This is a genomic window from Salegentibacter sp. 24, assembly GCF_004362395.1.
Lineage (GTDB): Bacteria > Bacteroidota > Bacteroidia > Flavobacteriales > Flavobacteriaceae > Salegentibacter.
In genome coordinates this window covers 1-22,091 of record NZ_SNWE01000004.1, presented here as the reverse complement: position 1 = coordinate 22,091, position 22,091 = coordinate 1, and the positions used below count along the sequence as shown (strand labels likewise).

Below are 22,091 nucleotides of genomic sequence, written 5' to 3'. Positions count from 1 at the left end.
CATTTAAATTGAATTTTCTTTTAAAATATGGCTGCAGACTCATGTTAAGCATTTTATTGACTAAGCTTTGCGCCTGGAACATTTTCTCCAACTTCTCTAAAAAACTGAGAAATTTTAAGCCTTCTGCTTCGTAATATTGTAATTATCCGAAAGATAAACTAATCATGCTACCCCGAGCAGCCCACTCCATTAGTTAAAAAAGCATATCATTCTTAAAAATAGGTGCTAAAACCTAGGTACCAGGTGGCCGTTTTTGTGGCTGGATTATTTAAAATGTCATTCTGCCACTGATAACGATAATTCAACCTTAAAACCGTTGCAGGTGACGGTCTAAAACTTATGGAAGGAGTAACCGCAATTAAATCATCCCCTATATTTGTATTAGTTTGAGTGAAGTTACCAATATTAAAATCAACATAATCTGTCCGAGCGGAGACGTTTAAGGATGCATTTTCCCAACCGAACATTTTCTTTTGCAACACTGGTTGAACTACATCCAGAAAAAATCCTGCTTGTTTATTTCCAAACTGTTGCGTAAATGTTTTTGGCACATCCACCCACACATAAGCGCCTTCTCCAACAATATAAGTGCCGGTTGATTCAATAGTAGTGCTAAGATCAATAGCGAAGACATCCACCCTCCTATTCTTTTCATCTATCTGTAGTCCATCTTCCATTACACGATTGTATGTACCGCCCATATAAGAAAAACCAACCTCACCTATATTTCTATTTCCTATAGCGAGTTTTGTAGTAATTAAAGGGTCACCGCTGAAATTTTCTTCAAAACGCTCTTCATTTTCTTTAACGGATGAAAGAGAGGTTCGATCTTTTGAATTATTAATTATACTATTGTCAAATCCATTTGAGAGGTATGCTTCATATCCGATAATCCAATCTCCAGTATTTGTTTTACCATACATTCCAAAACCTGCATTAGAAAAAGTGGCGGGTAGTAATTTTACTGCCACATCAGGTCTTTCTACAAACTCCCATTTAGGACCATCGTGATTTTGATTAAAAGCACCGATTGGATTCAAGATTATTCCACCTCGTAAATTGAGAAGAGGATCAAAGGAGATATCCATAGCAGCAAATTCTATGGCAATCTCTTTACCTCCCTCTTCAAACTCTACTTCCGTTAAAAATTTAATTCTTTTGTTAATTGAGGCAGACAGAAATAATGTTAAACGTCGTGCTTGAAAAGATAATCCTTCTGTCAATCCATCTTCCACTGCATATATCGAATTGGCTTCAAGATATCCCCCAATAGATACCGGAGCTTTATTTATTGTTAGAGCTGGTCGATTGTATACCGCATCCATGTTAAGTTGAGTATCTGTTGTATCTGACTTCGTTCTTTTAAGTATATCATCCTCGTTTTGGGCTATTAAATTTCCACTGAGGGTGAACAATATTAAGGTAATGATCAAATAATTAGGAGAATAAAATATAGATGTTTTCATCGTCTGTTTTCGTTGGAAATGTTTTTAGTTTTTGTTCAGCAGGTCCTTGTAATACGGTTCCTTCATTGGAAAATTGGCTTCCATGGCAAGGACAACTATAGATACCCCCACCAACATTAAGCTCGCACCCTCGATGAGTGCATTTTAGTAAGGAAGCTATATAGTCTTCACCAACTTTATATAGACAAATAGGGAATCTGTATTTGTTATTTTGTATAAGGACAAACTCTCTTTTAGACACCTTGTTATTTTTTTCAAGAATAAACTCATGCTTCGCTATGGTTAACTTATCTACCTCTTCCTTTGCTGTAGCATAGTAAATTCCACTGCATGAATGTAAAAAACCTAAACTTGGTATTGTTATTGCAACAGAGGAAAGGGTTTGGATAAATTTTTTTCTTTTCATCATAATGAATTTATAAATTCAAGTAGTTGCTTTTTTTCCTGATTCGATAGGGCATTGAACTCATCCCTTGAATTTTTGGCTTCACCGCCATGCATCAAAATGGCTTCCTCAATACTTCTTGCCCTGCCATCATGTAAAAGAAACAAACCTCCTCCTTGTGAGTTTTCAGAAAGGCCAATTCCCCATAGCGGAGGGGTTCTCCATTCGGATGTTTCAGCAAAACCTTCGGTATATCCATCGTCCAGACCAGGACCCATATCATGAAGTAGTAAATCTGTATAGGGATGAAATCCTTTATTAGATAGTGCTTCGATAGGCGAATATCCCGTTTTCATGCTTGGGGTATGGCAGGCAGCACATTGAATTCGGGAAAAAATTTGTTTGCCAGATACAACATCAGGATCATTTTGATTTCGAGGTATCGGAGCTTTTAAGGTTTTTAAATAAAAAACCACCTCGTTAACTACCTGAGTACTGATTTCCGGGTCCTCTTCCAGCCCGCTATAAGGATCTATAGGTTCAAATAATGATGTAATACCTATATCTTGATTATACGCACCTACTGTTTGATGCAATAAGTCATAACTAATTGCCTTTTTACCAAACCTAAAAATATATTTACCTCCACGTGAAATACTATTTGGCCGAATTTGAACATATTCAGGAGGATATGCGAAATGAGCTCTACCACTTATTCCGTCGCCATTCTCATCATAAGGATCGGCTAGAGAAAGTATACTTTCATCTGGAACAGCATCCAAAAAACCTAATCCTGTGACCGCAGGCGCAACCAAGGTTGTGAAGGGTGCTCCTGGAGGTAGCTTTTCAGGCTGAAACCCCTGAATTGCTTTATTCTGTAATTGATTTTTACCATCCCCAAAGTCTGCAAAAGGATTTCCTAAAGTATCACTTTGACCGAATCTTATAAATTGATTAAACGGGTGACCTTTACCATCCCCAGAATGACAACTAACACAGCTAGTACCTACGAAAACGGGGCCGAGTCCAGTTTCTGCGGTAAATACTTCATCATTGAACGCTATATCCCCATTCAAGAACTGAATCTGCTCTTCAACTGATAATCCTTCTACAGGGCCATCAAGAAGTTCATTTTCCTTTGGAGGAACAGGACCATATTCATCAGCTAATTTTTCACAGGATGTAAAAAAAGCGATAAAAATAATTAGACTTAACCATTCTATTTTCATTACCTAAAATATTATTTAGACAAATCTAAAATTTATTTTTTAATAATCTAAATATTGAAAGTTATTATCTTAAGAATATATTTTTAAAGTTGTAGGAATATATAGTATTAAGCTTCTTAAAAGATTTACCAACGGCGAAAACCTCGTTTGTACGTTTAAAGTTTCTAACTTGGAAGCTTTGTATTTACTCCTATGAGACAGCCTACCTATTAGGAGTATTATGAAGGTTCTCAATAATATGAGTATAATTCTGGTCGCCCCTCCTTTAGAAGTACTTGAATTGAAATACCAGAGAACTCCCGATTCCTTATATTACAGGGAATCGGTTTTTAATTGAAGTATTTTGTTTACAAAAGGTCAATTTTCTACGCCTCTTAAAACTTCAACTTTTAAAAAGAAAAATAATGAATTCCATAGAATCATTAGATTAAGAAAAAGTTGGTAGGTAAACATTTTTAAATAATCAGGGCTTATGAATAAAGTCTTTTAAGACAAAAAAATACAATAAAAATGATGCAATGACCAAAAGGATTAATGAAAAAATTCCAAAAAGCTTTTCTTTTTTAGTTATTTTATTCCGGGAAGATTTTTGACCCTTCTTCTTTCTTCTATTTCTCCTATATTTTGACATTTTTCTTCTACACTTTCTTTTGGGTAAATTGCAAACTTATCGCTTTAAAAAGGGTTTATTCCCTCTAATTAGATAAAAATTCATTGTACTGTAGTCTTACAATTGCCTTAATTTAGGGCACCTAGGATACCATAGGAATATTTCACAAATAATTCTGTGGTCTTACTGAAGGTATGAAGCTCAGGAATTCAGTTAATTTCTAAAAAATAGTGACTTCATAAACTTAAAAATGCAGATTTGTTTTCAATCCTACTATCATTTTAAAATAAGTACAGGAACTTCTGATTTGAAAATCATTTTCCGTCTCAGCCCCAGTTCAGTTAGTTTTTCTATAAAGGCATGTTTCCTGTAAAGTAGCGCCAAAATATCTATGGCATTATCTTTCAAAAAACCGGTTATTTTATCTTCAGTTTTCCCTTCGGAAAAAAGGTGAACAGAAATATTCTGTAGATTAAAAAACTCCTCATAATAGTTTTTTATCTCCTGTTCTTTAATAACTTCATCTTTACTTTTAGCAAAATGAAATATAAAAAGGCGCGCGTTAAATGCCTTTAATAGATCAGCCAGAACCTTTAGTTCCCTATCAGGTTTCAGATTATCTGAATCCAGCGCCAGACAAATTCTTTTTAAACCAAAAGTTTCTAAATCTTCAGGTACAACCAGCACAGGGCAGGGTACATCCTTGCTCACTTTTTCACTGGTAGTTCCTGCAAGGTAACCTTCTACCTCACCTGCACCTTCTGTCCCCATAATTATCAAACCTGCTTTTTCTTCTGTTGCTAATTGATAAATTATATCTGAAGGTCTTCCTGGGGCTACCATACTCTTATATTTTATTGTCGCCAGACGTGGAAAATTTTCGAGAAATTCCAGCATTTTTTCTTTGTACAATTTCTGATAAGAACTAAAGTTGTCGGGAACCGGATAAACTATAGCCCCGTATCCGGCATATTGATAACCTTCAGAATAGGCATGAACAAAGATAATTTCTGAATTTAAAGATTCGGCCACCTTTATGGCATACTCAACTCCAATTTTGGAACTTTGACTAAAATCAATCGGAACTATTATTTTCATGGTTTTTTAATTTTAATTATACATTCAGTTTTTCAATTAATTGTTTAAATAAAAGCTTTATTGTTTAATCCACTTTTTGGCAATCTCCTTTTCCTCTAAGTCAAAATATTTTACTTCAGCATTGGTAAAAGGTTTCATGAACTTTGTAATCCAGTCCTGCCATTTTTTATCACCTACCATGGCGATTTTTTCATAATCTTTTGCGTGGGCAGTATCCATTTTTAGATCTTCCCACAGGCCTGGAAAATCCCAGCCGGTAAAATTCTCCATTTCAAAATACCAGCGTACGTTTAATCCTTTGTCCAAAATAGCATGAATAATGGGATGTACCTTCTCAATATCCATTTCGGATAAATCTCCCGATGCTCTGGTTGCAATAATATTATCTCCTGAAATCTCTATAATTTGTAACATATCTATTTTTATTAATTATTAACCGCCTAAATCGTAAAACCATTCTTCAGCTTTCATAATTCCTTCTTTTATGGCATTTCCCTTAGTATAATTCTTTTCTATAACCAGACTTTTAGCAATTTCCAGGGCTTTTTGCTTCACTGCAGGATGGAGGCCATCCAAACTGGTTTTAAATTCTTCAAAGGTCCATTCCATAGCTTCATTTTAATGGTTGAACAGTTCTTTTTCTTTTTCGGGATCCATCTCATTCTTTGACTTTTTGTCCAAAAAATAATCCAGCACGATGCCCACTATAATTGCTCCCACAAAAGCAACATACACCTGCCAGTTAAACTGAACTACCAGAGACAGGCTAATAATTATGGCCAAAATGGGTAGGATAGGTACTTTCCCTATGGAAAGGGGAACTTTAAAAGGTCTTTCTTTGTCAGGTGCTTTATAACGCAAAACGATGAGTGCAATATTCACAGCTACAAAAACGAGTAACGCCCCTAAAGAGGACATTCCTGCGACAATTTTAATATCTCCCAATAACAAAAATGCCGCTACCGCAGCCATAACCACCAGTGTAGTTACCCAGGGTACTTTCTGTGCATTGGTCTTGGTCATAAATTTTGGAAGCTCGCCCACGCTTGCCATACCGAAAAGCAACCTGCTAATGGAAATAATGCCACTAAAAGCCGCATTAGCCGTAGCAAAAAGTGCCGCAACTGCCAGGGCTACGGGCAACCAGGAATTTAAATTTGAAGCGGCCAGCGACAATGGGGAATTTACCTTTGCTATTTCTGCGGGGTCACTTATATTGAGTACCGTAAAAGATATTAGTAGGTATATAATTGTGGTAAACACCATTGTCAATAAAAATGCCCTCGGAATCGTCTTGCCCGGATTTTTTACCTCGGAACCCAATGCTGCCATATGCTCAAAGCCGGTATAAACAAAAAATAAGGTAGCAGTCGCTGCCAGGGTGCCGGAAAAGGACTCCACTTTAAAAAATTCTGATTTTGGTGGTCCTGTTTCCAAAAGTCCGACCGCAATAAGAATAAACAATCCCAATAGCTGAATACTGACCATAATGATATTGGCGGTAGATGATTTTTTGATGCCCGTAATGCTTATAAATGCAAGAATCAGTAGCACAGCATAGCTAACCAGTAAGGAAGGGATGTTAAAAAACGTATTGAAATACCCTGAAAAAGCAAGTAGCACCGCGGCGATGGTGGCCGAACTGTGAAATGCAATCGTCCAACCTGTTAGAAAAGATGGAATGTCGATTTTTGGAAAAGCTTTCCGTACAAAAATGAATTCTGCACCGGCATTAGGATAGGTAGAGGACAGCTCTGCATACGACATTGCCGAGACACTGGCCGCAATGGCGGCAAAAATAAAACTCAACCAAAGGTCTGTTCCCGCCTGTCCAGCGGCTGCACCAATTACAGTATATATTCCAGCACCAACAATGGTACCTACACCATAAAAAGTAAGGCGAAGAGTACCCAGAGATTTTTTTAATTCTGCCATAATACTATTAGTAATATATTATCCATTTCTATCTAAATTCCTTTTTTCCATCTCTGCCTTTACGATGCCACGCTCAATAGCCTCTTCTTTTGAACAATTTTTGTTCAAATAGAAATCCCTTGCATATTTTAATGCTACTGCTCTAATATTTTCATCCAGCACATTAAGCCTCTCCTGGTAATCCTTAAATAAATCCTCCTTCATTTTTTAAAATAGTTTTAGAACAAAAAACACCATAGTTAAAAGATATACAATATACGCTGCATCGAAAACGAATATCTGCCATCTGCTGAACCCGTGAAGTTCCTTGCTTTGATGGACAAATACTGAATATAAAAGCGGCATCAGTCCTACAAAAGCCAGGTTGACCCAAAACAACTGGAAATCTTCGATTGGGGTCGTTACCAGTGCCAGGGGGAAAAATGCCACTGTCATGGTAACGGCATTATCTGCAATCACACTGGTGGTACCCGCAGTCACTTCACCTCCCTTTACCACACTCCATGTTTTGAATATTTCAGGGGCGGTAGTCATAATTCCGGTGATAAACAACCCTCCAACAATTTCGGAAATATTCAGTGCCGAAACAATATTTTCGGTAGCTTTTACAATAAAAAAAGCCCCCACGGCTATGGCCAGGGCCCCTGCAACCGAAAGCCATATTTTCTTTTTATCCCATTCTACCTTCTGACCCTTTTCCCTGCCTTTTATAATGGCATGCGTTAAAAAAGCCGCATAGGCAGCCAGCATGATCCACCCATCAATGGGTTGTAATCCACGCCAGGCTTTGGGAAGCGTTAATATAGCCACCAACCCGATAATTACCAGATAGGGGATAGATAATACCGAGACGGAACGTTTGTTCAGGGCCAGCAGGTTGGCATCCAAATGTTTTTGATGCTCCTTATTGTTTTTAAACTTTCTTCTGGAAGCAAAGTATGCAATGGTTACCATGAGCGGAATGGAAATGATATTGGAACCAAGCAAATTCCCCAACCCGATATCAGATACCCCACGGGCGGCGCTCGTAATATTTATCGCCACTTCAGGGCTCGCTGTTACAATAGCCAGGAAAGCTGCCCCTGCAGAAGCAGTAAGCCCCCATTGTTTGCGCAGCATCTTTAAAGGGGTAAGGAGTTGATCAGCACCCCAATGGGCAGCCCAAGCTGCCAATCCCAATACTACTACCCAAAGCCAAGCGTTCATAACTAATCGATTTTTATAATTGTCCTGTTACTTTCAGTATATTTCAACTTTTTCTTATCCGATATTTTCTGGTCTTTTTTTTGTTGGCTTTGAAAGATCAGGAGTAAAATCACTCCCGTGCTAATCCAAACATCTGCGGTATTGAATACAGGGTCGAAAAAAGTAAATTCATTACCTCCCCATAATGGCAGCCATTCCGGAAGCCTTGTATCAATAATAGGGAAGTACCACATATCCACCACATTGCCATTTAAAAATCCGGCATAACCACCGCCTGAGGAGAATATTTCTGCAATATTGCGAAGTGCGGGATCACTTTTTTCAAAAATCAGTCCGTAAAATGCACCGTCAATCAAATTGCCCAATGCACCTGCGTATATAAATGCGGCACAGATTATAAAGACTTTTGCATATCCTTCACGTATCATCTTTTTGATATAAAAGGTCCCCCAAATAACGGCTACGAAGCGAAATAGTATTAAAACAAATTTGGCCAGATAACCTTCGCCAAATTTAAAGCCCCAGGCCATGCCGGCATTCTCCAAAAAATGTAAGCGAAACCAATCCAGGCCAAACACAAAATATTCCTCGCCATAATAAAAATGGGTCTTCACATAAATCTTTATGGCCTGGTCTATTACCAACAACAGTAAAATTAATAATGCTACACTACTTTTATTCATAATTTCCTTATTCTTGCCCAACGTCTTGTGCAACATATATTTGCATTATTTAGATAATTTTAAAATTCTTATGGCGCCCCGCATTACAAACGTGAAAACGATGCCGCCAATTACCAAATCGGGCCATTTGCTATCCAGAAAATAGACCAGCACCCCGGCCAGTATCACCCCGCCGTTTACGATGATATCATTGGACGTAAAAATAGCACTGGCCTGCATATGCGCCTCCTTACTTTTGGCCTTATTTATCAACCAGAGCGAAATAAGGTTCCCCAGTAAGGCTAAAATGGAAACTATGATCATCCATTCGAACATTGGTGTTTCACTACTTGTAAAAAACCTTCTTAATACCTCTGCAAAACCAAGTGTTGCCAATGCAATTTGAAAGTAGCCGCTGAATTTTGCCACCTTCTTTTTTCTGGAAATGGCACCACCTACTGCAAATAAACTTAGCGCATATACTATCGAATCTGCCAGCATATCCAAAGAATCTGCAATTAGGCCCATAGAAGAAGAAATCCACCCCGTGGTCATTTCGATAATGAAAAAGCCGAAATTTATCCCCAGGACCCACCAAAGGATTGTTTTCTGTTTGGATTGGTCTTCTATTACGGGAGGCTCGGCTTCTTCGGTCCCCATAAATTTATCACCTAATTTTAATTCTGAAATCGAGGCTTTGATTTCCTCATTCCCTTCAAGGTGATATACTTCAAGTTTTCGATTGGGTATATCAAAATCCAAATATTTCACTTGAGCATAAGATTCCAATTTCATCCGGATCATCTGTTCTTCTGAAGGACAGTCCATTTGACTTACTATAAAAGTACTTTTGTTCATTTCTCCCATATCACTTAACTATATTTTTCCTTCCTTTATTGGAAGTTAATAAGAGAATTACCGCACCGCCAATAGCTGCAAGTAATGAAGCTATCAAAATGCTTATTTTCGAAATTTTAATCAATTCCTGATCATTAAATGCGAGATTGGTAATAAAAAGGGACATGGTAAAGCCAATTCCCGCGATCATACCAATTCCAATTATATGTTTCCAGTTTAGTGTAATATGTAATTCGGAAACTCCAAGTTTTTGCCCGATCAATGTAAAAATACCAATCCCTGTTACTTTCCCAATAGCTAATCCCAAAAGGATCCCCAGCCCTAAAGAACCGGAAACAACCTCAATTAAATTTACATCGAGCTTTACTCCCGCATTCGCGACTGCAAAAATTGGAATGATAAAGAAAGCATTGAAATCAACAAGGGAATTTTCCAGTTTGAGCAAAGGAGGCCTTGAATTCTCAGTATCTGTTTTAATAGCTTTTAAAATTATTTGTTGTTTTTTATCCTGAAGAGGATTTAATTTTTCCAGCTCTGTTTTCTCAAGATTAGTAACGTTTGTGGCGGTCCTTTCTTTTAATATTTTACTGTCTAATTTGGGCACTATTGGAATGGTAATGGCAAAAAGTACTCCCGCAATAGTTGGATGGATCCCCGAATTAAGGAAGCAATACCATAAGATGATCCCAATAATAATATACCAAATCAAATTTTTGATCCCAGTCCAATTCATTAATAATAATAACCCAAATGCCCCCATGCCCGATCCAAGGTATATCCAGCTCAACTCGTTGCTATAAAACAATGCTATCACCAATATGGCACCTATATCGTCAGCAATAGCGAGGGCTATTAAAAATGTTTTTAACTGCCTGGGGACATTTTTTCCCAGTAGGCCAATAATCCCTAGTGAATATGCGATATCGGTAGCCATAGGGATGCCCCAACCCTTTATATTTTCAGTGCCTAAATTTAGGCTAATAAAAATGAGGGCCGGAACTGCCATGCCACCTAAAGCTGCCAACAATGGGGCTGAGGCTTTTTTAATTGAAGATAATTCCCCCACCATAACCTCCCTCTTCAATTCAAGGCCGGCAACCAAAAAGAAAATTGCCATTAGGCCATCATTGATCCATTCTTCAATTGTTAGCCCAAAACTAAGATGCTCGGAAAATTCAAAAAGCAATTCATCGCCAAGAAAATGATGATAGGCACCTGCCCACTTTGAATTAGCTAAAAGAAGGGCAACTATAGTAGCAATTATTAAAAAAATCCCCCCAGCTGTTTCCCTGTCGAGGAACTTTGTTGCCGTTTCCCTGATATACCCAATAGTGGATTGATTTCGAACTGATTGCCCCATTTTATCTTATCTGTTTTTTGAGTTCATTACTTAAACCTTAATATTTCAAAAAGCTCAGTAGCGTCTTAATTTTTAAGAACTTACTGTTAGGTCAACTTTAAATATGCAACGCCCTGTCTTCGGTAGCTGCCAGACAGGCCTCCTTAAAGGTCTCGGAAAATGTGGGGTGACCGTGTGACATTCTTGCAATATCCTCGGCAGCCGCCCTAAATTCCATCGCTACCACCGCTTCGGTATAACTGTCTGCTATGCGAGGGCCTATCATATGCACGCCCAATATCTCATCGGTTTCCTTATCTGCGATTACCTTGATAAAACCATCCGTATCCATACTTATCTTCGCCCGTGCGTTTGCCTTATAGGGAAAAGAGCCCGTTTTTATACTTCTATTGGTCTTCTTCAGTTCTTCTTCCGTCAAGCCTACACCGGCGACCTCAGGCTGGGTGTACACGATATTTGGGATAAGGGAATAATTGATATGTGGCTTTTGACCTGCTATGCTTTCGGCTACAAAAACGCCTTCTTCACTGGCTTTATGGGCAAGCATTGCCCCCCGGATTACATCCCCAATGGCATACACACCCTTGACATTGGTTTCAAGGTTTTTATCTACCGTTATCTGTCCTTTCTCATTGGTTTCCACTCCTATATTTTCAAGCCCTAAACTGGCGGTGTATGGTTTTCGGCCAATGGCCATAAGACAGTAATCGCCATCTAAACTCATTTCTTCTTTATCGGAAAGATTTTCCGCTTTCAATTCTACTTTATCCTCAGTTGCCGTTGCGTTTGTCACCTTATGTTCCAAATAAAAATCAATTCCCTGTTTTCTAAGGGAACGGTGCAATTGATGTCCCAGTGCGCCGTCCATAGTGGCGATAAGGCTATCAAAATATTCTACTATGGAAACCTTTGAACCCAGGCGGGCGAATACGGAACCTATCTCAACACCGATAACGCCACCCCCAACGACCATTAAGTGCTTGGGGATTTCCTGTAGGGCAAGGGCTTCGGTGGAAGAGATGATACGCTTTTTGTCTATTTTAATATTGGGCAGTGAAGCGGGTTTGGACCCTGTGGCAATGATGATTTTATCGGTTGTTATGGTTTCCGTTTTGTCCCCGCCCTTAATCTCAATCGTGTTTTTGTCCTTGATGGTGCCGTGGCCTTGATAGACGGCAACCTTGTTCTTTTTCATCAGATAATCAACACCATTGATGATTTCCTGTACCACATCCTGAACCCTTTGGTTCATTTTCAGGATATCGACATTGGCCTCTTTAACATCAATCCCAAAATTTTCGAATTGATGCTTGAGTTTGTAATAATGCTCAGAGGCTTCCAACCAGGCTTTTGACGGGATACAGCCCACGTTAAGGCAGGTGCCGCCAAGCGTGTTGTACCTTTCAATAATGGCTACTTTTAATCCTAATTGGGCGCAACGGATCGCACTTACATACCCGCCCGGGCCAGATCCTATTATAGTTACATCAAATTTTTCCATATTCACATTTTTTTAAGTTAGTTACGGTGGAAAAAACCTTAAGCTTGACCATTGGGGGCTGGGATTCAGGCTTAAGGCACTCCCACCTATTATTTTTTACTACAGTTTTTACATATCCCTTTTAAAACTAGGTTCACATCGTTCACCTCATACTGGTTTGGCAAACTCTCTTCCGATATTTTATTTGGTAAACAGATTGTTTTCTTACAATTGGTACAATGAAAGTGCATATGTAAATCTGTACTGTGTTTACCTTTGGCGTTTTCATCGGAAATCGCATATTTTGCAAAAGCAGTTCCATCGTCAATTTGGTGCACCATGCTTTTTTTCTCAAAGAGCTTTATCGCCCTGTAGAAAGTGGTCTTATTGGCTGTTTTGATATTTTTATTGATAAAGACTTTTTGCATTTCATTTAAACTTACTGCATAAGTTTTCCTTTTGAGGTATTTGTAAATTTTCAACCTCATTTCAGTGGGACGTATCCCTTTTGACGATAATTTTTTTTCCGTTTTTGTCATTTTATATTCTTTCGAAAAACAGTCTAAGTCCGGATCTAATCTTTTTTATAAGCCAAAAGCCTTAACGCATTAAAAACCACCAGAAGCGTCGAACCTTCATGGATTACTACCGCCACTCCAATATTTGCCAAGCCGAATATGGTTGAAGGTATAAGCAGGGCCACAATACCAAGGCTAACCCAAAGGTTTTGCCTGATAATCGCCTTTGCCTTCCTGCTTAAACCTATGGCAAAGGGCAGGGTTTCCAACTTATCGGCCATTAGCGCAATATCCGCCGTTTCCAGGGCTACATCACTTCCCGCAGCACCCATAGCTATTCCTACAGTGCTGTTTGCCATGGCAGGGGCATCATTAACGCCATCGCCCACCATTGCCACCTTGGATTCCTTTTCTTTTAATTCTTTTATAGCATCCACTTTTTCTTCCGGTAATAAACTACCCCAGGCATCGGTCAATCCTATTTCTTCTGCTACTGCGTCTGCTACCTTCTGGTTATCACCAGTAAGCATGATCATTCGTTTAATTCCTATTTCTTTTAATTTTTTAAGGGTTCCCTTGGCGGCTTCACGAGGGGTATCCATTAATGCAATGATGCCTATATATTCTTCATTTTTTCGTATAAGCATTGTTGTATTTCCACCACCTTCAAGACCACGCACTTTCGTAGCTATTTTTTCGGAAGGTGTACTCTCATCAAGCCCTTCGTACAGGTCGAGGTTACCTATATAGATTTTATCATTGCCAAATGATGCTTTAATCCCTTTACCCAGAACTGCCTCTAAATTAGAGGCATTTGGGATTTCCTCGCCTTCCAGACGCTCTTTTCCATCACGAACTACAGCTTTGGCCAGGGGGTGATCACTAAGACCTTCCACGGCTACTGCTATTTTGAGAAGTTCATTGTCTGAAATATCCCCAAGTGGCACCACTTGGGTAAGTTTTGGCTTTCCTTCCGTTAGAGTTCCGGTTTTATCAAAGGCTAGGGCGGTAATAACCCCCAGGTCCTCCAGAGGGCGCCCTCCTTTAATTAATACCCCGCCACGGGCAGCTCTGGCCACTCCACTTAATACAGCACTTGGGGTCGAGATTGCCAACGCACAGGGACTTGCAGCTACTAATACGGCCATCGCCCTGTAAAAGCTGGCGCTAAAGGGTTCGTCAATAACTAAAAAAGCAAACAAAAGAATCCCGACCAAAATAAGGACGGACGGCACAAAATATTTTTCAAATTTATCGGTGAGCAACTGGGTAGGCGATTTTTGAGTCTGAGCTTCGTTAACCAGTTTCACCAATCGGGAAAGCGTTGAATCTTTGGCTGCTTTGATAACTTTAATCTCCAAAGTATTGTTCCCATTGATCGTTCCGGCAAAAACGCGGTTTTCATCTTTAATATCATCTACCTCTGAGTAATCCTTCTCAACATCTTCTACGGGAACTTTATCTACCGGTACACTCTCCCCGGTTATTGGAGCCTGGTTAACACTACTCTGCCCATCTACCACTACGCCATCTGCAGATATTTTACTATTTGGTTTCACCACAATGATATCCCCAATATTGAGTTTTTCGATACCAACTTCTTCCGTTTTACCATTTTTCTTAACCAAAGCTGTTTTTGGCGCCAGTTCTGCCAGTGCAGCTATAGATTTTCGTGCTTTGTTCATTGCATAATGCTCCAAGGCATGCCCCAGGCTAAAGAGAAATAATAACAAAGCTCCTTCAGCCCATTCCCCAAGAATAGCTGCTCCTATAGCTGCGACCAACATGAGAAAATCAATTTCAAATCCACCTTTGGCTACGGTCTGTATGGCTTCTTTTGCTGTAAAGTAACCTCCAAAAAAGTAGGCACCTATGTATAGGGATAAGCTGACCCATTCCGGTATTGATGTTACGTAGGACAAACCAAAACCAATACCCAAAAGAGCACCACAAATAATAGCAAAAATAAGTTCGGTGTTTTTCCCAAAAATACCTCCGTGGGCGTGGGAATGTTCTTCCCCGGCCCCGTGGCTATCCGCTTCTCTATGATTCTGGAGATCAGTATCTTTATGCTTTTGTTCTTCTATATCCCTTACCTTTTCTTTATTTAAATTTTGAGGATTCTTTTCGGCAGATTTAAAGCCCTTATTCTCAGCAGAGGAGCTTTTTTTAACTTGTAGGTTTTCTTTTTCGAGCTTTGTAGTTATCTCATCAAAACTTGTTTCCCGTTTATCATATTCTAAACGGATCATTCCTCCGGCATTGGCGGAAGCTTCCAAAACACCATTGATATTCAACAGACTCTTTTCTATAGTCCTTGCATGCCGGGTATGTCTAATCCCCTCAACCTCTATAAGCAAATGTCCATATTTCGCGGTAATTTCAGCCCCGGTTCTTTCTGCCAATGATTGAATGCGGTCAATAGAAATTATATCCGGATCGTAATGAAAGCACAATTGTGGCACCGTATCTTCCTGATCATCCGCTATGTGGACTTTTTCAAGGCCATTTTCGGCTTCCAGTTCCTTAATTAGCCTTTCCACACAAGCGTCTTTTTCATTAGGTACCTGTGGAAGGATTACGGGAATTTTGATTTTTAGTTTTTTCATATCCTTAGTTATTTGTATCCAGTTTTTTGCTTGTTCCTTATCCTGAAGGTCAAAATATTTGACTTCTGAACCGGTAAAGAAATGAGTAGCTTTAACGACCCATTCCTGCTATTTTTTTCGCCTACAAATTTTATGACTTTTTTCGATGATATTGTGGATTAGCGGATGGGTTTTTTATATCCTTCTTCGTGATTCTACCATTGATTTTAGCAGCAATCAAGTTTTCTTTTTCTATGTCCAATACCTATATCATTTTTTCAATTTTATAGGGTTTATATTAATTTAAGTGTATCTCCAAATACTCCAGAGCCTCAGGCATATCCAACTCGCGGGTTCCGTTCCCGGTTCTGATAAAGAAATGCGAACGATCGCCCAAATTCAAATACACAGGTTTTTGTGATTTGTGAACCCTTACATAACAGATATCCTTTTCTTCGAATTGGTAAAAGGCCACTTTAACCAAAGGGCAAAAATGAGTGCCGAACTTGAGGGACACCAATTGCATTATATATTGCTCAAACCCGTCCTTGCCAGGTTTTTTTAAAGTACCGCAATCCTGTTCCAGCCCCAGAATACTACCTTCATCATCAATTCCGATAATTAAATGCCCTTCTTGGGTGTTCATAAACCCGGCAATTGTTTTTGCTATTACGTCCTCCAAAGCCTTATTCGGTTTAAACTGCCTCAAATCCCATCTCAAGGTAGATTTAAATTCTACTTGCTGGTTTTCTCCTGCCGCAATCAGCTCCCTGATCTCCTCCAGCTTATCTCTTCTTCCGGTCAATTGAAATATTCTTTGCCTGACCATAAACATAAGCGACAAGGCAATGCCCAGCAGTCCAAATAGCAATTTGATGATGGCTTGATCCAAATCCCATGAACTAACTTCCTGCTGATATGAAGCAAGCAGAGATTTCCACCATTCGCCATTACCTCCCTGCATGTCATACATGTGGAGTGAAATAACCAGGGGCTGTATTATAAATAAGCCAAGGGCTAATCCAATGAATATAAAAACAAATACTTTGCGTTTTTTCATTTTTACCTTCTTTTATAAGCCATAGGTGCCATCGCTTTCGATGCCTGTGCCTTATAACTACTTCTTCTTATCCTGAAGGACTTTCTTCTTTTGTTCAAATTCCTCATCGCTTATCTCGCCCCGGGCGTATCGTTCTCTCAGGGCTTCCATAGCCTTATCCTTCCGTCTATTTTGTCCCGGGGTGGGATAAGGAATTAAGAATATCCAAAAGATGAGGATTATCCAAAGCCCCCACCATATCCAGTGCATTCCCCCAAAATTCCAGTTGTCCATCATAATCTTTCTGTTTAAATTTATTTAACTTTTTTAATGATTTCCTTTCTCCATCCATTCCTTGGCCAAATGTTTTTCTTCAAGGCTAAAGAATTTAATATGTGCCTTTGTAAAGGGTATCAAAACTTCGGTAAACTGTTCCTGCCATTTTGTAATTCCCACCAATGCAACCTTTTTAACGCGTTCTTCATTCGGAAGTTTCAGTTCAATGCCCTTCCAATACGCACTTGCAGTCCACCCCTCAAAATTTTCCATTTCAATATACCAGTATACTTTATGGTTTGCCTGTATATGGTTTTTTAATTGAGATATCAAATTGTCATAATCGGTAGCATCCAATCTATTTTGAGCTACCATATATACCTTGTTTTCTTTTTTATAAATTTTCATCATTGTTCCAATTTTTTAAATCAAAAAACTTAATCCAAGTCATTGCTACATTTCTCACAGACTCCCTTAGCCACCAGATTAATATCCTCTGCCACGTAACCTTCGGGCAGATTTATCTGAGGGATTTTATGTTCTGTAAGGCACACGGTTTCCCCGCAACTATTGCAATGAAAATGTAAGTGAAGGTCGTTACCCACCTCGCATTCACAATTGTCTTCACACAGGGCATATTTAATGATGCCGGTGCCATCCTCAATTTGATGCACAATTCCTTTTTCTTCAAATGTCTTCATAGTACGGAAAAGCGTACTCCTTTCCGAGCTTTCGAAATCTTTCCCAAGGTCGCCTAAACTAATGGCCACATTCAATTGTGCCAACCGTTTATAGGTCATCAGGCGCATTGCCGTAGGGCGGATGCCTTTGCTTTCTAACTTTTTTACTATTTTTTCCATTGGGCGTAAAAGGGTTTAGAAAATTTAACGCTTTAAGGATTCCCCGGTTTTTATCTTGAAAGCATCTTCAATGTCAGACAAATAAATGATGCCATCACCTGGATCCGGTGTTTTCCCGTTTTCCAGGATGATATTGATAGCCGATTGTGCTTCTTCATTTTGACATACCAGTTCTAACTTTACCACCGGGCTGTCGGTTACACGGAAATCTAAAGAAGGTGATGCGCCTTTTGCTTTAAATGCTCCGGTACCTTCCCCCTGAGACAGCGTCATACTTTTGAATCCGCTTTCGCTAAGGGATTCTATCACTATTTGAACCCGTTTTGGCTTTATAAATGCTTTTATTTCTTTCATTACTGTGGTTTTAATTTAGTATTAAGGATGAACCCTCTGGAATTTTAATCAAGACAAACATTTAACAGAGAGTCCATCCATCTATTTTTTTTAATTTAATGACCATGGGAAGTCTGGCTTTTCTGCATTTCAGAGACCAGATAATAGGCATTATTATAAGCAACCAAAGTACCTTCAGGCAGAGGCTCCAGCAGTTTAATTTCAACCCAACCATCTTCAGTTATTCCCGTTCTTACCTGCACCGGTTTCAATTCCCACTCGGTTTCACCATCTTCCTGGTGTTTTTGGGCCGTAAAGATGTAGGGATTTCCTTCTTCTTCAATTATTGCTTCTTCCGGTAAGGCAGGAACAGCTTCTTCACCCGTCCTGATTTTTCCGTTTATATACATCCCCGGAATTAGAAAATCTTCTTTATTATCGATTTCTGCATGCACATGTACCGCTTTGGGGTTTTGTTCAAATTGTTTCCCCACTGAATAAATTTCCCCGGTTAAATTACTGCCTGGAACCGATTCCAGTGTAAACGCAATCTTTTGGCCTTCTTTCACCTTATAAATATCTTTTTCAAAAACCATTAGATCGGCATGAACATGTTCATTATCAACTACCATAAACATGCTGGTTTGCGGCTCCACATACTGTCCTATCTGCACCAGTACTTTTTCTATATAACCTCCAATTGGGCTTACTACCGGAATATATTCATATAATTCACCGTCTCTAACCTGGGAAGCATTTAGGTTTAACTGGCGTAATTGTGATTCGTACCCCCGTACTTCACCTTGTACAGACTGGTAATCGGATTGGGTCTGTTGAAAAGTTTTTCCAGATCCTACCTCTGCTTCATATAAACGTTTCTGTCTTTCAAATTCCTTTTCCAAAAATTGCATCCTACTATATGCATTAATATAATCAGACTGCATTCTGGTTAAATTTGGGTGAGAAAGATAAGCCAACACCTGACCTTTATTTACCTTATCCCCCTCAATAACCTTTATAGAAGTTATATTACCGCCTAAAATTGCCGTAACGGTAGCTTCATATTGTGGCGGCACTTCTAACTGGCCATTGGCTTCCACAATACCGGACAAAGCTTTTTTAGGTAAGGTATCTACTTTGATGCCCAAACTATTGAATTTCATCTCTGAAAGATGTACTGAACGCATCCCGCCTTCTTCTTCACCGTGTTCTTCATCTCCTTCCTCACCGTGATTTTCACCTTCTTCGGTATTAGTAGTTGCAGTTTCACTGGAAGCGTCATCCCCTTCCTCAGGATTTTCTTTACATCCAAAGAATATGCTGAGCGTTAAGGCAAGCATTAAAATATTTATTGATCTTGTATTCATATCGATTTTCTTATTTTAATTTTTAATTTGAATTCTTAAGGTAATATTCCAGTTGGTAACGGCTGTCGAGATAATCGTTAAAAGCACTCCAGGCATTTACTTCGATTCTAATGGCATCTCTTATATTTTGAAGGAAGGTTACGTAATCTATAGCACCTTCCTTAAATGCTAATACCGACCCATCCTGTTGTTCCTGTGCTAAAGGAAGCGCTTCATCCCTATAATAATTCCATGAGTTTCTCCATTTGATGTAGTCTTCCCGCATATTTTTATAGGCGATTTCCAGTTCGAGTTTATCCTGGTAAAAGTTTTGCTCTGCAATCTTTCGATTCACTTGTGCTTCCTGGGTACGGCCTAATTCCGGCCCAAAAAACAGTGGAATTTGAATTCCTATTTGATATTGAAAGAAACCCGATTGCCCGGCTATTTCCTGCCTACCGTATTGACCCTGAAATTTGGGCAAAAATTCAGATTTTCGTTCTCTGGTAACCGCTTTTGCCACGTCAATTCTTTGTTCTGAAACCTGTAGTAAGGGATGATTTTCAAGAGACTCTACCAGAAAGTTTAAAGGTTCATCCAATGCTTCAGCAGGCAAATCTGGTACATCGTAAATTGTGTCACTAACAAACCATAGGTTTAAGCGCTGTATTGATTTCAGATAATCTCGATAAGCTTGTTCTAACTGTATTTTCACCTCATTCCCCTGATTTGAGGTGGCAAGATATTCCAGTTTAGAGGTAGCTTCTGTCTCATACCTGATTCTAGCCGCCCTTTCAATATCTTCGAAAATAGAATCCATTTTCTTATATACCTGATACCTCTTTTTACTTGTATAAACAGATGTCCAGGCCCTGCTTACTTCACGTTCAATTTCAATAGTAGATAGCTCTAAGGCATTTTCAGCAAGTGCCACCCTTTCTTTCTGTAGTTTTAACCGGGGCACTATTCCGAAAATATCGATGCCTTGTTGTTGGACGCCAATTTGGGTATAGATCCCATCAGAGCCATTTCCTACTTCTTCTTTTCCTGTAAAGATTTGGGTGTTTCCAAAATCAAAGGCGGTTTTGCGCAATACTTCCTCACTTTCAATTTCGAGCTGGGCAGCTTGGAGCTGTGGAAAATTTTTGATTGCCATTTCTTTTGCATCCTCCAAACTAATTGTTTGTAAAGAATCCTGTTGTGAATATTCAGATGACATTGCATCAGATTGTGCATTTACAGAAAAGGTTCCGCCTAAAACTAAGCCAATTATCAAAATCGTAGCTAAAGATCGCGAATTGGAAGAACCTAGTTTATTCTGTTCTTTTTTCTCTCGTTTTCTTTCTACAAGGGTATATAGTACTGGTAATACAACCAGCGTAAGCAGTGTAGCTGTAAGCATCCCACCTATAACCACCGTAGCAAGTGGTTGTTGAACTTCTGCACCGGCTGATGTGGAAAATGCCATTGGTAAAAAACCGAAAATATCTGTTGTTGCTGTTAACATAATAGGTCGTATTCGTTCTTTGGTTCCTGTAAAAATTCTATCTTTTATACTGGTTACTCCTTCTTCTTTTAAAGAATTGAATCTATTTATTAGTACCAGCCCGTTTAAAACTGCAACCCCGAATAATACAATAAAACCTACCCCAGCAGAAATACTGAATGGCATTCCCCGCAACCAAAGGGCAAAAACACCTCCAATGGCAGCGAGGGGTATGGCTATATAGATCATGACAGATTGGGAAAACGATTTTAGGGCAAAATATAGAAGAACAAATATCAAGAAAAGGGCAATGGGTACAACAATTATCAAGCGGTCCTTAGCACTCTGAAGATTTTCGAATTCCCCCCCATAAGTTATATAATACCCGGGAGGTAATTCTAATTCTTCATCTAATCTTTGCTGAATATCATTAACGACTGACTCTACATCCCTTCCCCGGGCATTTACACCCACATAGGTTCTTCTGTAGGTATCATCTCTCGAAATTTGCATAGGGCCCGGAACATATTCGATATCTGCTATTTCTTTTATCGGTACCTGAGTTCCGTCGGGAAGATCGATATACATTCCACGCAAGTCATCAATATTCTTTCTATGTTCTTCATCAAATCTTACTACTAAATCGAATCGCTTTTCTCCTTCAAAAATGACTCCTGCGGTTCCTCCCGCAAAAGCAGTACTTATATAATCATTTGCTTTTTGGATATCCAGGCCATATTGAGCAATTTTATCACGGTTAAATTTCACGGTCATTTGTGGCAGCCCAGATGTTCGTTCAGGATTAACATCTCCTGCTCCAGGTACGGTCTGGATAATATTAGCCATTTCCTGTACCTTTTCCGACAACACCCCCAGGTCCTCTCCATATAGTTTAACCGCAATATCTTCTCTAACCCCCTCTAATAATTCGTTGAACCTTAATTCTACAGGTTGCGTAAACACAAGGTTTACCCCAGTAAGTTCTTTATTGAGTTTTTCCTTGATTTGCGCTATAAGTCCTTCTTTAGTTTCAGCGGTTGTCCAATTATCCTTATCTTTTTCAAGAATCAGGTACATATCTGCGATATCCATCGGCATTGGATCTGTTGGGATGTCCGCTACTCCAATTCTTGCTGTTGCTGTTTTAATTTCAGGAAAATTTTCTAGAAGGATATTTTCTATTTTTTTGGAAACTTCAATAGACTCTGTTAATGAACTTCCTGGTCTGATTAAAGCCTGCATTGCAATATCCCCTTCATCCAGTTGAGGCACAAATTCTCCTCCCATTCTGGAAAAAAGGAAACCGGCTAATACAAGTAGAACAGCAGCAGCACCTACAACAATGAGCTTCAGTTT

At 39.1% G+C, this 22,091-nt stretch carries 22 protein-coding genes; all 22 read right to left on the bottom strand.

The window, feature by feature from the left end:
• Positions 1-212: 212 nt before the first annotated feature.
• On the bottom strand, positions 213-1,466 hold the full coding sequence (locus DET49_RS03570) for a hypothetical protein (RefSeq protein WP_037317188.1): 1,254 nt from the start codon (positions 1,464-1,466) through the stop codon (positions 213-215).
• Positions 1,438-1,875: a ubiquinol-cytochrome c reductase iron-sulfur subunit gene (locus DET49_RS03565; RefSeq protein ID WP_013073437.1), complete on the bottom strand. Its 438-nt coding sequence runs from the start codon at positions 1,873-1,875 to the stop codon at positions 1,438-1,440. Before DET49_RS03565 ends, DET49_RS03570 begins: the two co-directional genes overlap by 29 nt.
• Entirely contained in the window at positions 1,872-3,080 is a 1,209-nt protein-coding gene (locus DET49_RS03560; protein WP_013073438.1) for a di-heme oxidoredictase family protein, read from the bottom strand. Before DET49_RS03560 ends, DET49_RS03565 begins: the two co-directional genes overlap by 4 nt.
• An 886-nt stretch (positions 3,081-3,966) precedes the next feature.
• Positions 3,967-4,788, bottom strand: coding sequence for a universal stress protein (locus DET49_RS03555; protein ID WP_013073440.1), 822 nt, complete (start codon positions 4,786-4,788; stop codon positions 3,967-3,969).
• 57 nt (positions 4,789-4,845) lie between these two features.
• Entirely contained in the window at positions 4,846-5,202 is a 357-nt protein-coding gene (locus tag DET49_RS03550) for an STAS/SEC14 domain-containing protein (protein WP_008615606.1), read from the bottom strand.
• Between the two features lie 18 nt (positions 5,203-5,220).
• Positions 5,221-5,397, bottom strand: a complete 177-nt coding sequence (locus DET49_RS18385; protein WP_013073441.1) for a hypothetical protein — start codon at positions 5,395-5,397, stop codon at positions 5,221-5,223.
• Positions 5,398-5,406: 9 nt separating this feature from the next.
• The gene (locus DET49_RS03545; RefSeq protein ID WP_013073442.1) at positions 5,407-6,723 is read right to left on the bottom strand and encodes an APC family permease; all 1,317 of its coding nucleotides are present in this window, start codon (positions 6,721-6,723) and stop codon (positions 5,407-5,409) included.
• 18 nt (positions 6,724-6,741) lie between these two features.
• Positions 6,742-6,927 (bottom strand): hypothetical protein, encoded by a 186-nt coding sequence (locus tag DET49_RS03540; RefSeq protein ID WP_013073443.1) that lies wholly within the window; start codon positions 6,925-6,927, stop codon positions 6,742-6,744.
• Positions 6,928-6,930: 3 nt separating this feature from the next.
• Positions 6,931-7,929: a sodium:calcium antiporter gene (locus DET49_RS03535; protein ID WP_013073444.1), complete on the bottom strand. Its 999-nt coding sequence runs from the start codon at positions 7,927-7,929 to the stop codon at positions 6,931-6,933.
• Positions 7,930-7,931: 2 nt separating this feature from the next.
• Complete coding sequence (locus tag DET49_RS03530) at positions 7,932-8,612, bottom strand: lipoprotein signal peptidase (protein ID WP_041579156.1); 681 nt, start codon at positions 8,610-8,612, stop codon at positions 7,932-7,934.
• Positions 8,613-8,657: 45 nt separating this feature from the next.
• Positions 8,658-9,458 carry a cation transporter gene (locus DET49_RS03525; RefSeq protein WP_013073446.1) on the bottom strand — a complete coding sequence of 267 codons (801 nt, stop codon included), beginning with the start codon at positions 9,456-9,458 and terminating at the stop codon, positions 8,658-8,660.
• A gap of 1 nt (position 9,459) precedes the next feature.
• Positions 9,460-10,809, bottom strand: a complete 1,350-nt coding sequence (gene nhaA, locus DET49_RS03520; protein WP_057482990.1) for a Na+/H+ antiporter NhaA — start codon at positions 10,807-10,809, stop codon at positions 9,460-9,462.
• Between the two features lie 97 nt (positions 10,810-10,906).
• Positions 10,907-12,310 carry a dihydrolipoyl dehydrogenase gene (gene lpdA / locus DET49_RS03515; RefSeq protein ID WP_057482989.1) on the bottom strand — a complete coding sequence of 468 codons (1,404 nt, stop codon included), beginning with the start codon at positions 12,308-12,310 and terminating at the stop codon, positions 10,907-10,909.
• A gap of 89 nt (positions 12,311-12,399) precedes the next feature.
• A complete protein-coding gene (locus DET49_RS03510; RefSeq protein WP_057482988.1) occupies positions 12,400-12,828 on the bottom strand; it encodes a Fur family transcriptional regulator in 429 nt (142 codons plus the stop codon).
• Positions 12,829-12,863: 35 nt separating this feature from the next.
• Positions 12,864-15,416 carry a heavy metal translocating P-type ATPase gene (locus DET49_RS03505; protein ID WP_057482987.1) on the bottom strand — a complete coding sequence of 851 codons (2,553 nt, stop codon included), beginning with the start codon at positions 15,414-15,416 and terminating at the stop codon, positions 12,864-12,866.
• A gap of 277 nt (positions 15,417-15,693) precedes the next feature.
• The gene (locus DET49_RS03500) at positions 15,694-16,455 is read right to left on the bottom strand and encodes a helix-turn-helix domain-containing protein (protein ID WP_057482986.1); all 762 of its coding nucleotides are present in this window, start codon (positions 16,453-16,455) and stop codon (positions 15,694-15,696) included.
• A gap of 57 nt (positions 16,456-16,512) precedes the next feature.
• Complete coding sequence (locus DET49_RS03495; protein ID WP_008615618.1) at positions 16,513-16,731, bottom strand: SHOCT domain-containing protein; 219 nt, start codon at positions 16,729-16,731, stop codon at positions 16,513-16,515.
• 30 nt (positions 16,732-16,761) lie between these two features.
• Positions 16,762-17,121 (bottom strand): STAS/SEC14 domain-containing protein, encoded by a 360-nt coding sequence (locus DET49_RS03490; RefSeq protein WP_057482985.1) that lies wholly within the window; start codon positions 17,119-17,121, stop codon positions 16,762-16,764.
• Between the two features lie 26 nt (positions 17,122-17,147).
• Entirely contained in the window at positions 17,148-17,570 is a 423-nt protein-coding gene (locus tag DET49_RS03485) for a Fur family transcriptional regulator (RefSeq protein ID WP_057482984.1), read from the bottom strand.
• Between the two features lie 24 nt (positions 17,571-17,594).
• A complete protein-coding gene (locus tag DET49_RS03480; RefSeq protein WP_057482983.1) occupies positions 17,595-17,924 on the bottom strand; it encodes a P-II family nitrogen regulator in 330 nt (109 codons plus the stop codon).
• 95 nt (positions 17,925-18,019) lie between these two features.
• Complete coding sequence (locus tag DET49_RS03475; protein ID WP_173636774.1) at positions 18,020-19,270, bottom strand: efflux RND transporter periplasmic adaptor subunit; 1,251 nt, start codon at positions 19,268-19,270, stop codon at positions 18,020-18,022.
• A 22-nt stretch (positions 19,271-19,292) separates the two neighbouring features.
• On the bottom strand, positions 19,293-22,091 hold a 2,799-nt coding region (locus tag DET49_RS03470; protein ID WP_166636536.1), incomplete at its 5' end, for a CusA/CzcA family heavy metal efflux RND transporter.

Excerpts from the sequence above, each read along its gene's own strand:
- DET49_RS03570 (WP_037317188.1), bottom strand. The coding sequence starts at position 1,466 with ATGAAAACATCTATATTTTATTCTCCTAATTATTTGATCATTACCTTA.
- DET49_RS03565 (WP_013073437.1), bottom strand. The coding sequence starts at position 1,875 with ATGATGAAAAGAAAAAAATTTATCCAAACCCTTTCCTCTGTTGCAATA.
- DET49_RS03560 (WP_013073438.1), bottom strand. The coding sequence starts at position 3,080 with ATGAAAATAGAATGGTTAAGTCTAATTATTTTTATCGCTTTTTTTACA.
- DET49_RS03555 (WP_013073440.1), bottom strand. The coding sequence starts at position 4,788 with ATGAAAATAATAGTTCCGATTGATTTTAGTCAAAGTTCCAAAATTGGA.
- DET49_RS03550 (WP_008615606.1), bottom strand. The coding sequence starts at position 5,202 with ATGTTACAAATTATAGAGATTTCAGGAGATAATATTATTGCAACCAGA.
- DET49_RS18385 (WP_013073441.1), bottom strand. The coding sequence starts at position 5,397 with ATGGAATGGACCTTTGAAGAATTTAAAACCAGTTTGGATGGCCTCCAT.
- DET49_RS03545 (WP_013073442.1), bottom strand. The coding sequence starts at position 6,723 with ATGGCAGAATTAAAAAAATCTCTGGGTACTCTTCGCCTTACTTTTTAT.
- DET49_RS03540 (WP_013073443.1), bottom strand. The coding sequence starts at position 6,927 with ATGAAGGAGGATTTATTTAAGGATTACCAGGAGAGGCTTAATGTGCTG.
- DET49_RS03535 (WP_013073444.1), bottom strand. The coding sequence starts at position 7,929 with ATGAACGCTTGGCTTTGGGTAGTAGTATTGGGATTGGCAGCTTGGGCT.
- DET49_RS03530 (WP_041579156.1), bottom strand. The coding sequence starts at position 8,612 with ATGAATAAAAGTAGTGTAGCATTATTAATTTTACTGTTGTTGGTAATA.
- DET49_RS03525 (WP_013073446.1), bottom strand. The coding sequence starts at position 9,458 with ATGGGAGAAATGAACAAAAGTACTTTTATAGTAAGTCAAATGGACTGT.
- nhaA (WP_057482990.1), bottom strand. The coding sequence starts at position 10,809 with ATGGGGCAATCAGTTCGAAATCAATCCACTATTGGGTATATCAGGGAA.
- lpdA (WP_057482989.1), bottom strand. The coding sequence starts at position 12,310 with ATGGAAAAATTTGATGTAACTATAATAGGATCTGGCCCGGGCGGGTAT.
- DET49_RS03510 (WP_057482988.1), bottom strand. The coding sequence starts at position 12,828 with ATGACAAAAACGGAAAAAAAATTATCGTCAAAAGGGATACGTCCCACT.
- DET49_RS03505 (WP_057482987.1), bottom strand. The coding sequence starts at position 15,416 with ATGAAAAAACTAAAAATCAAAATTCCCGTAATCCTTCCACAGGTACCT.
- DET49_RS03500 (WP_057482986.1), bottom strand. The coding sequence starts at position 16,455 with ATGAAAAAACGCAAAGTATTTGTTTTTATATTCATTGGATTAGCCCTT.
- DET49_RS03495 (WP_008615618.1), bottom strand. The coding sequence starts at position 16,731 with ATGATGGACAACTGGAATTTTGGGGGAATGCACTGGATATGGTGGGGG.
- DET49_RS03490 (WP_057482985.1), bottom strand. The coding sequence starts at position 17,121 with ATGATGAAAATTTATAAAAAAGAAAACAAGGTATATATGGTAGCTCAA.
- DET49_RS03485 (WP_057482984.1), bottom strand. The coding sequence starts at position 17,570 with ATGGAAAAAATAGTAAAAAAGTTAGAAAGCAAAGGCATCCGCCCTACG.
- DET49_RS03480 (WP_057482983.1), bottom strand. The coding sequence starts at position 17,924 with ATGAAAGAAATAAAAGCATTTATAAAGCCAAAACGGGTTCAAATAGTG.
- DET49_RS03475 (WP_173636774.1), bottom strand. The coding sequence starts at position 19,270 with ATGAATACAAGATCAATAAATATTTTAATGCTTGCCTTAACGCTCAGC.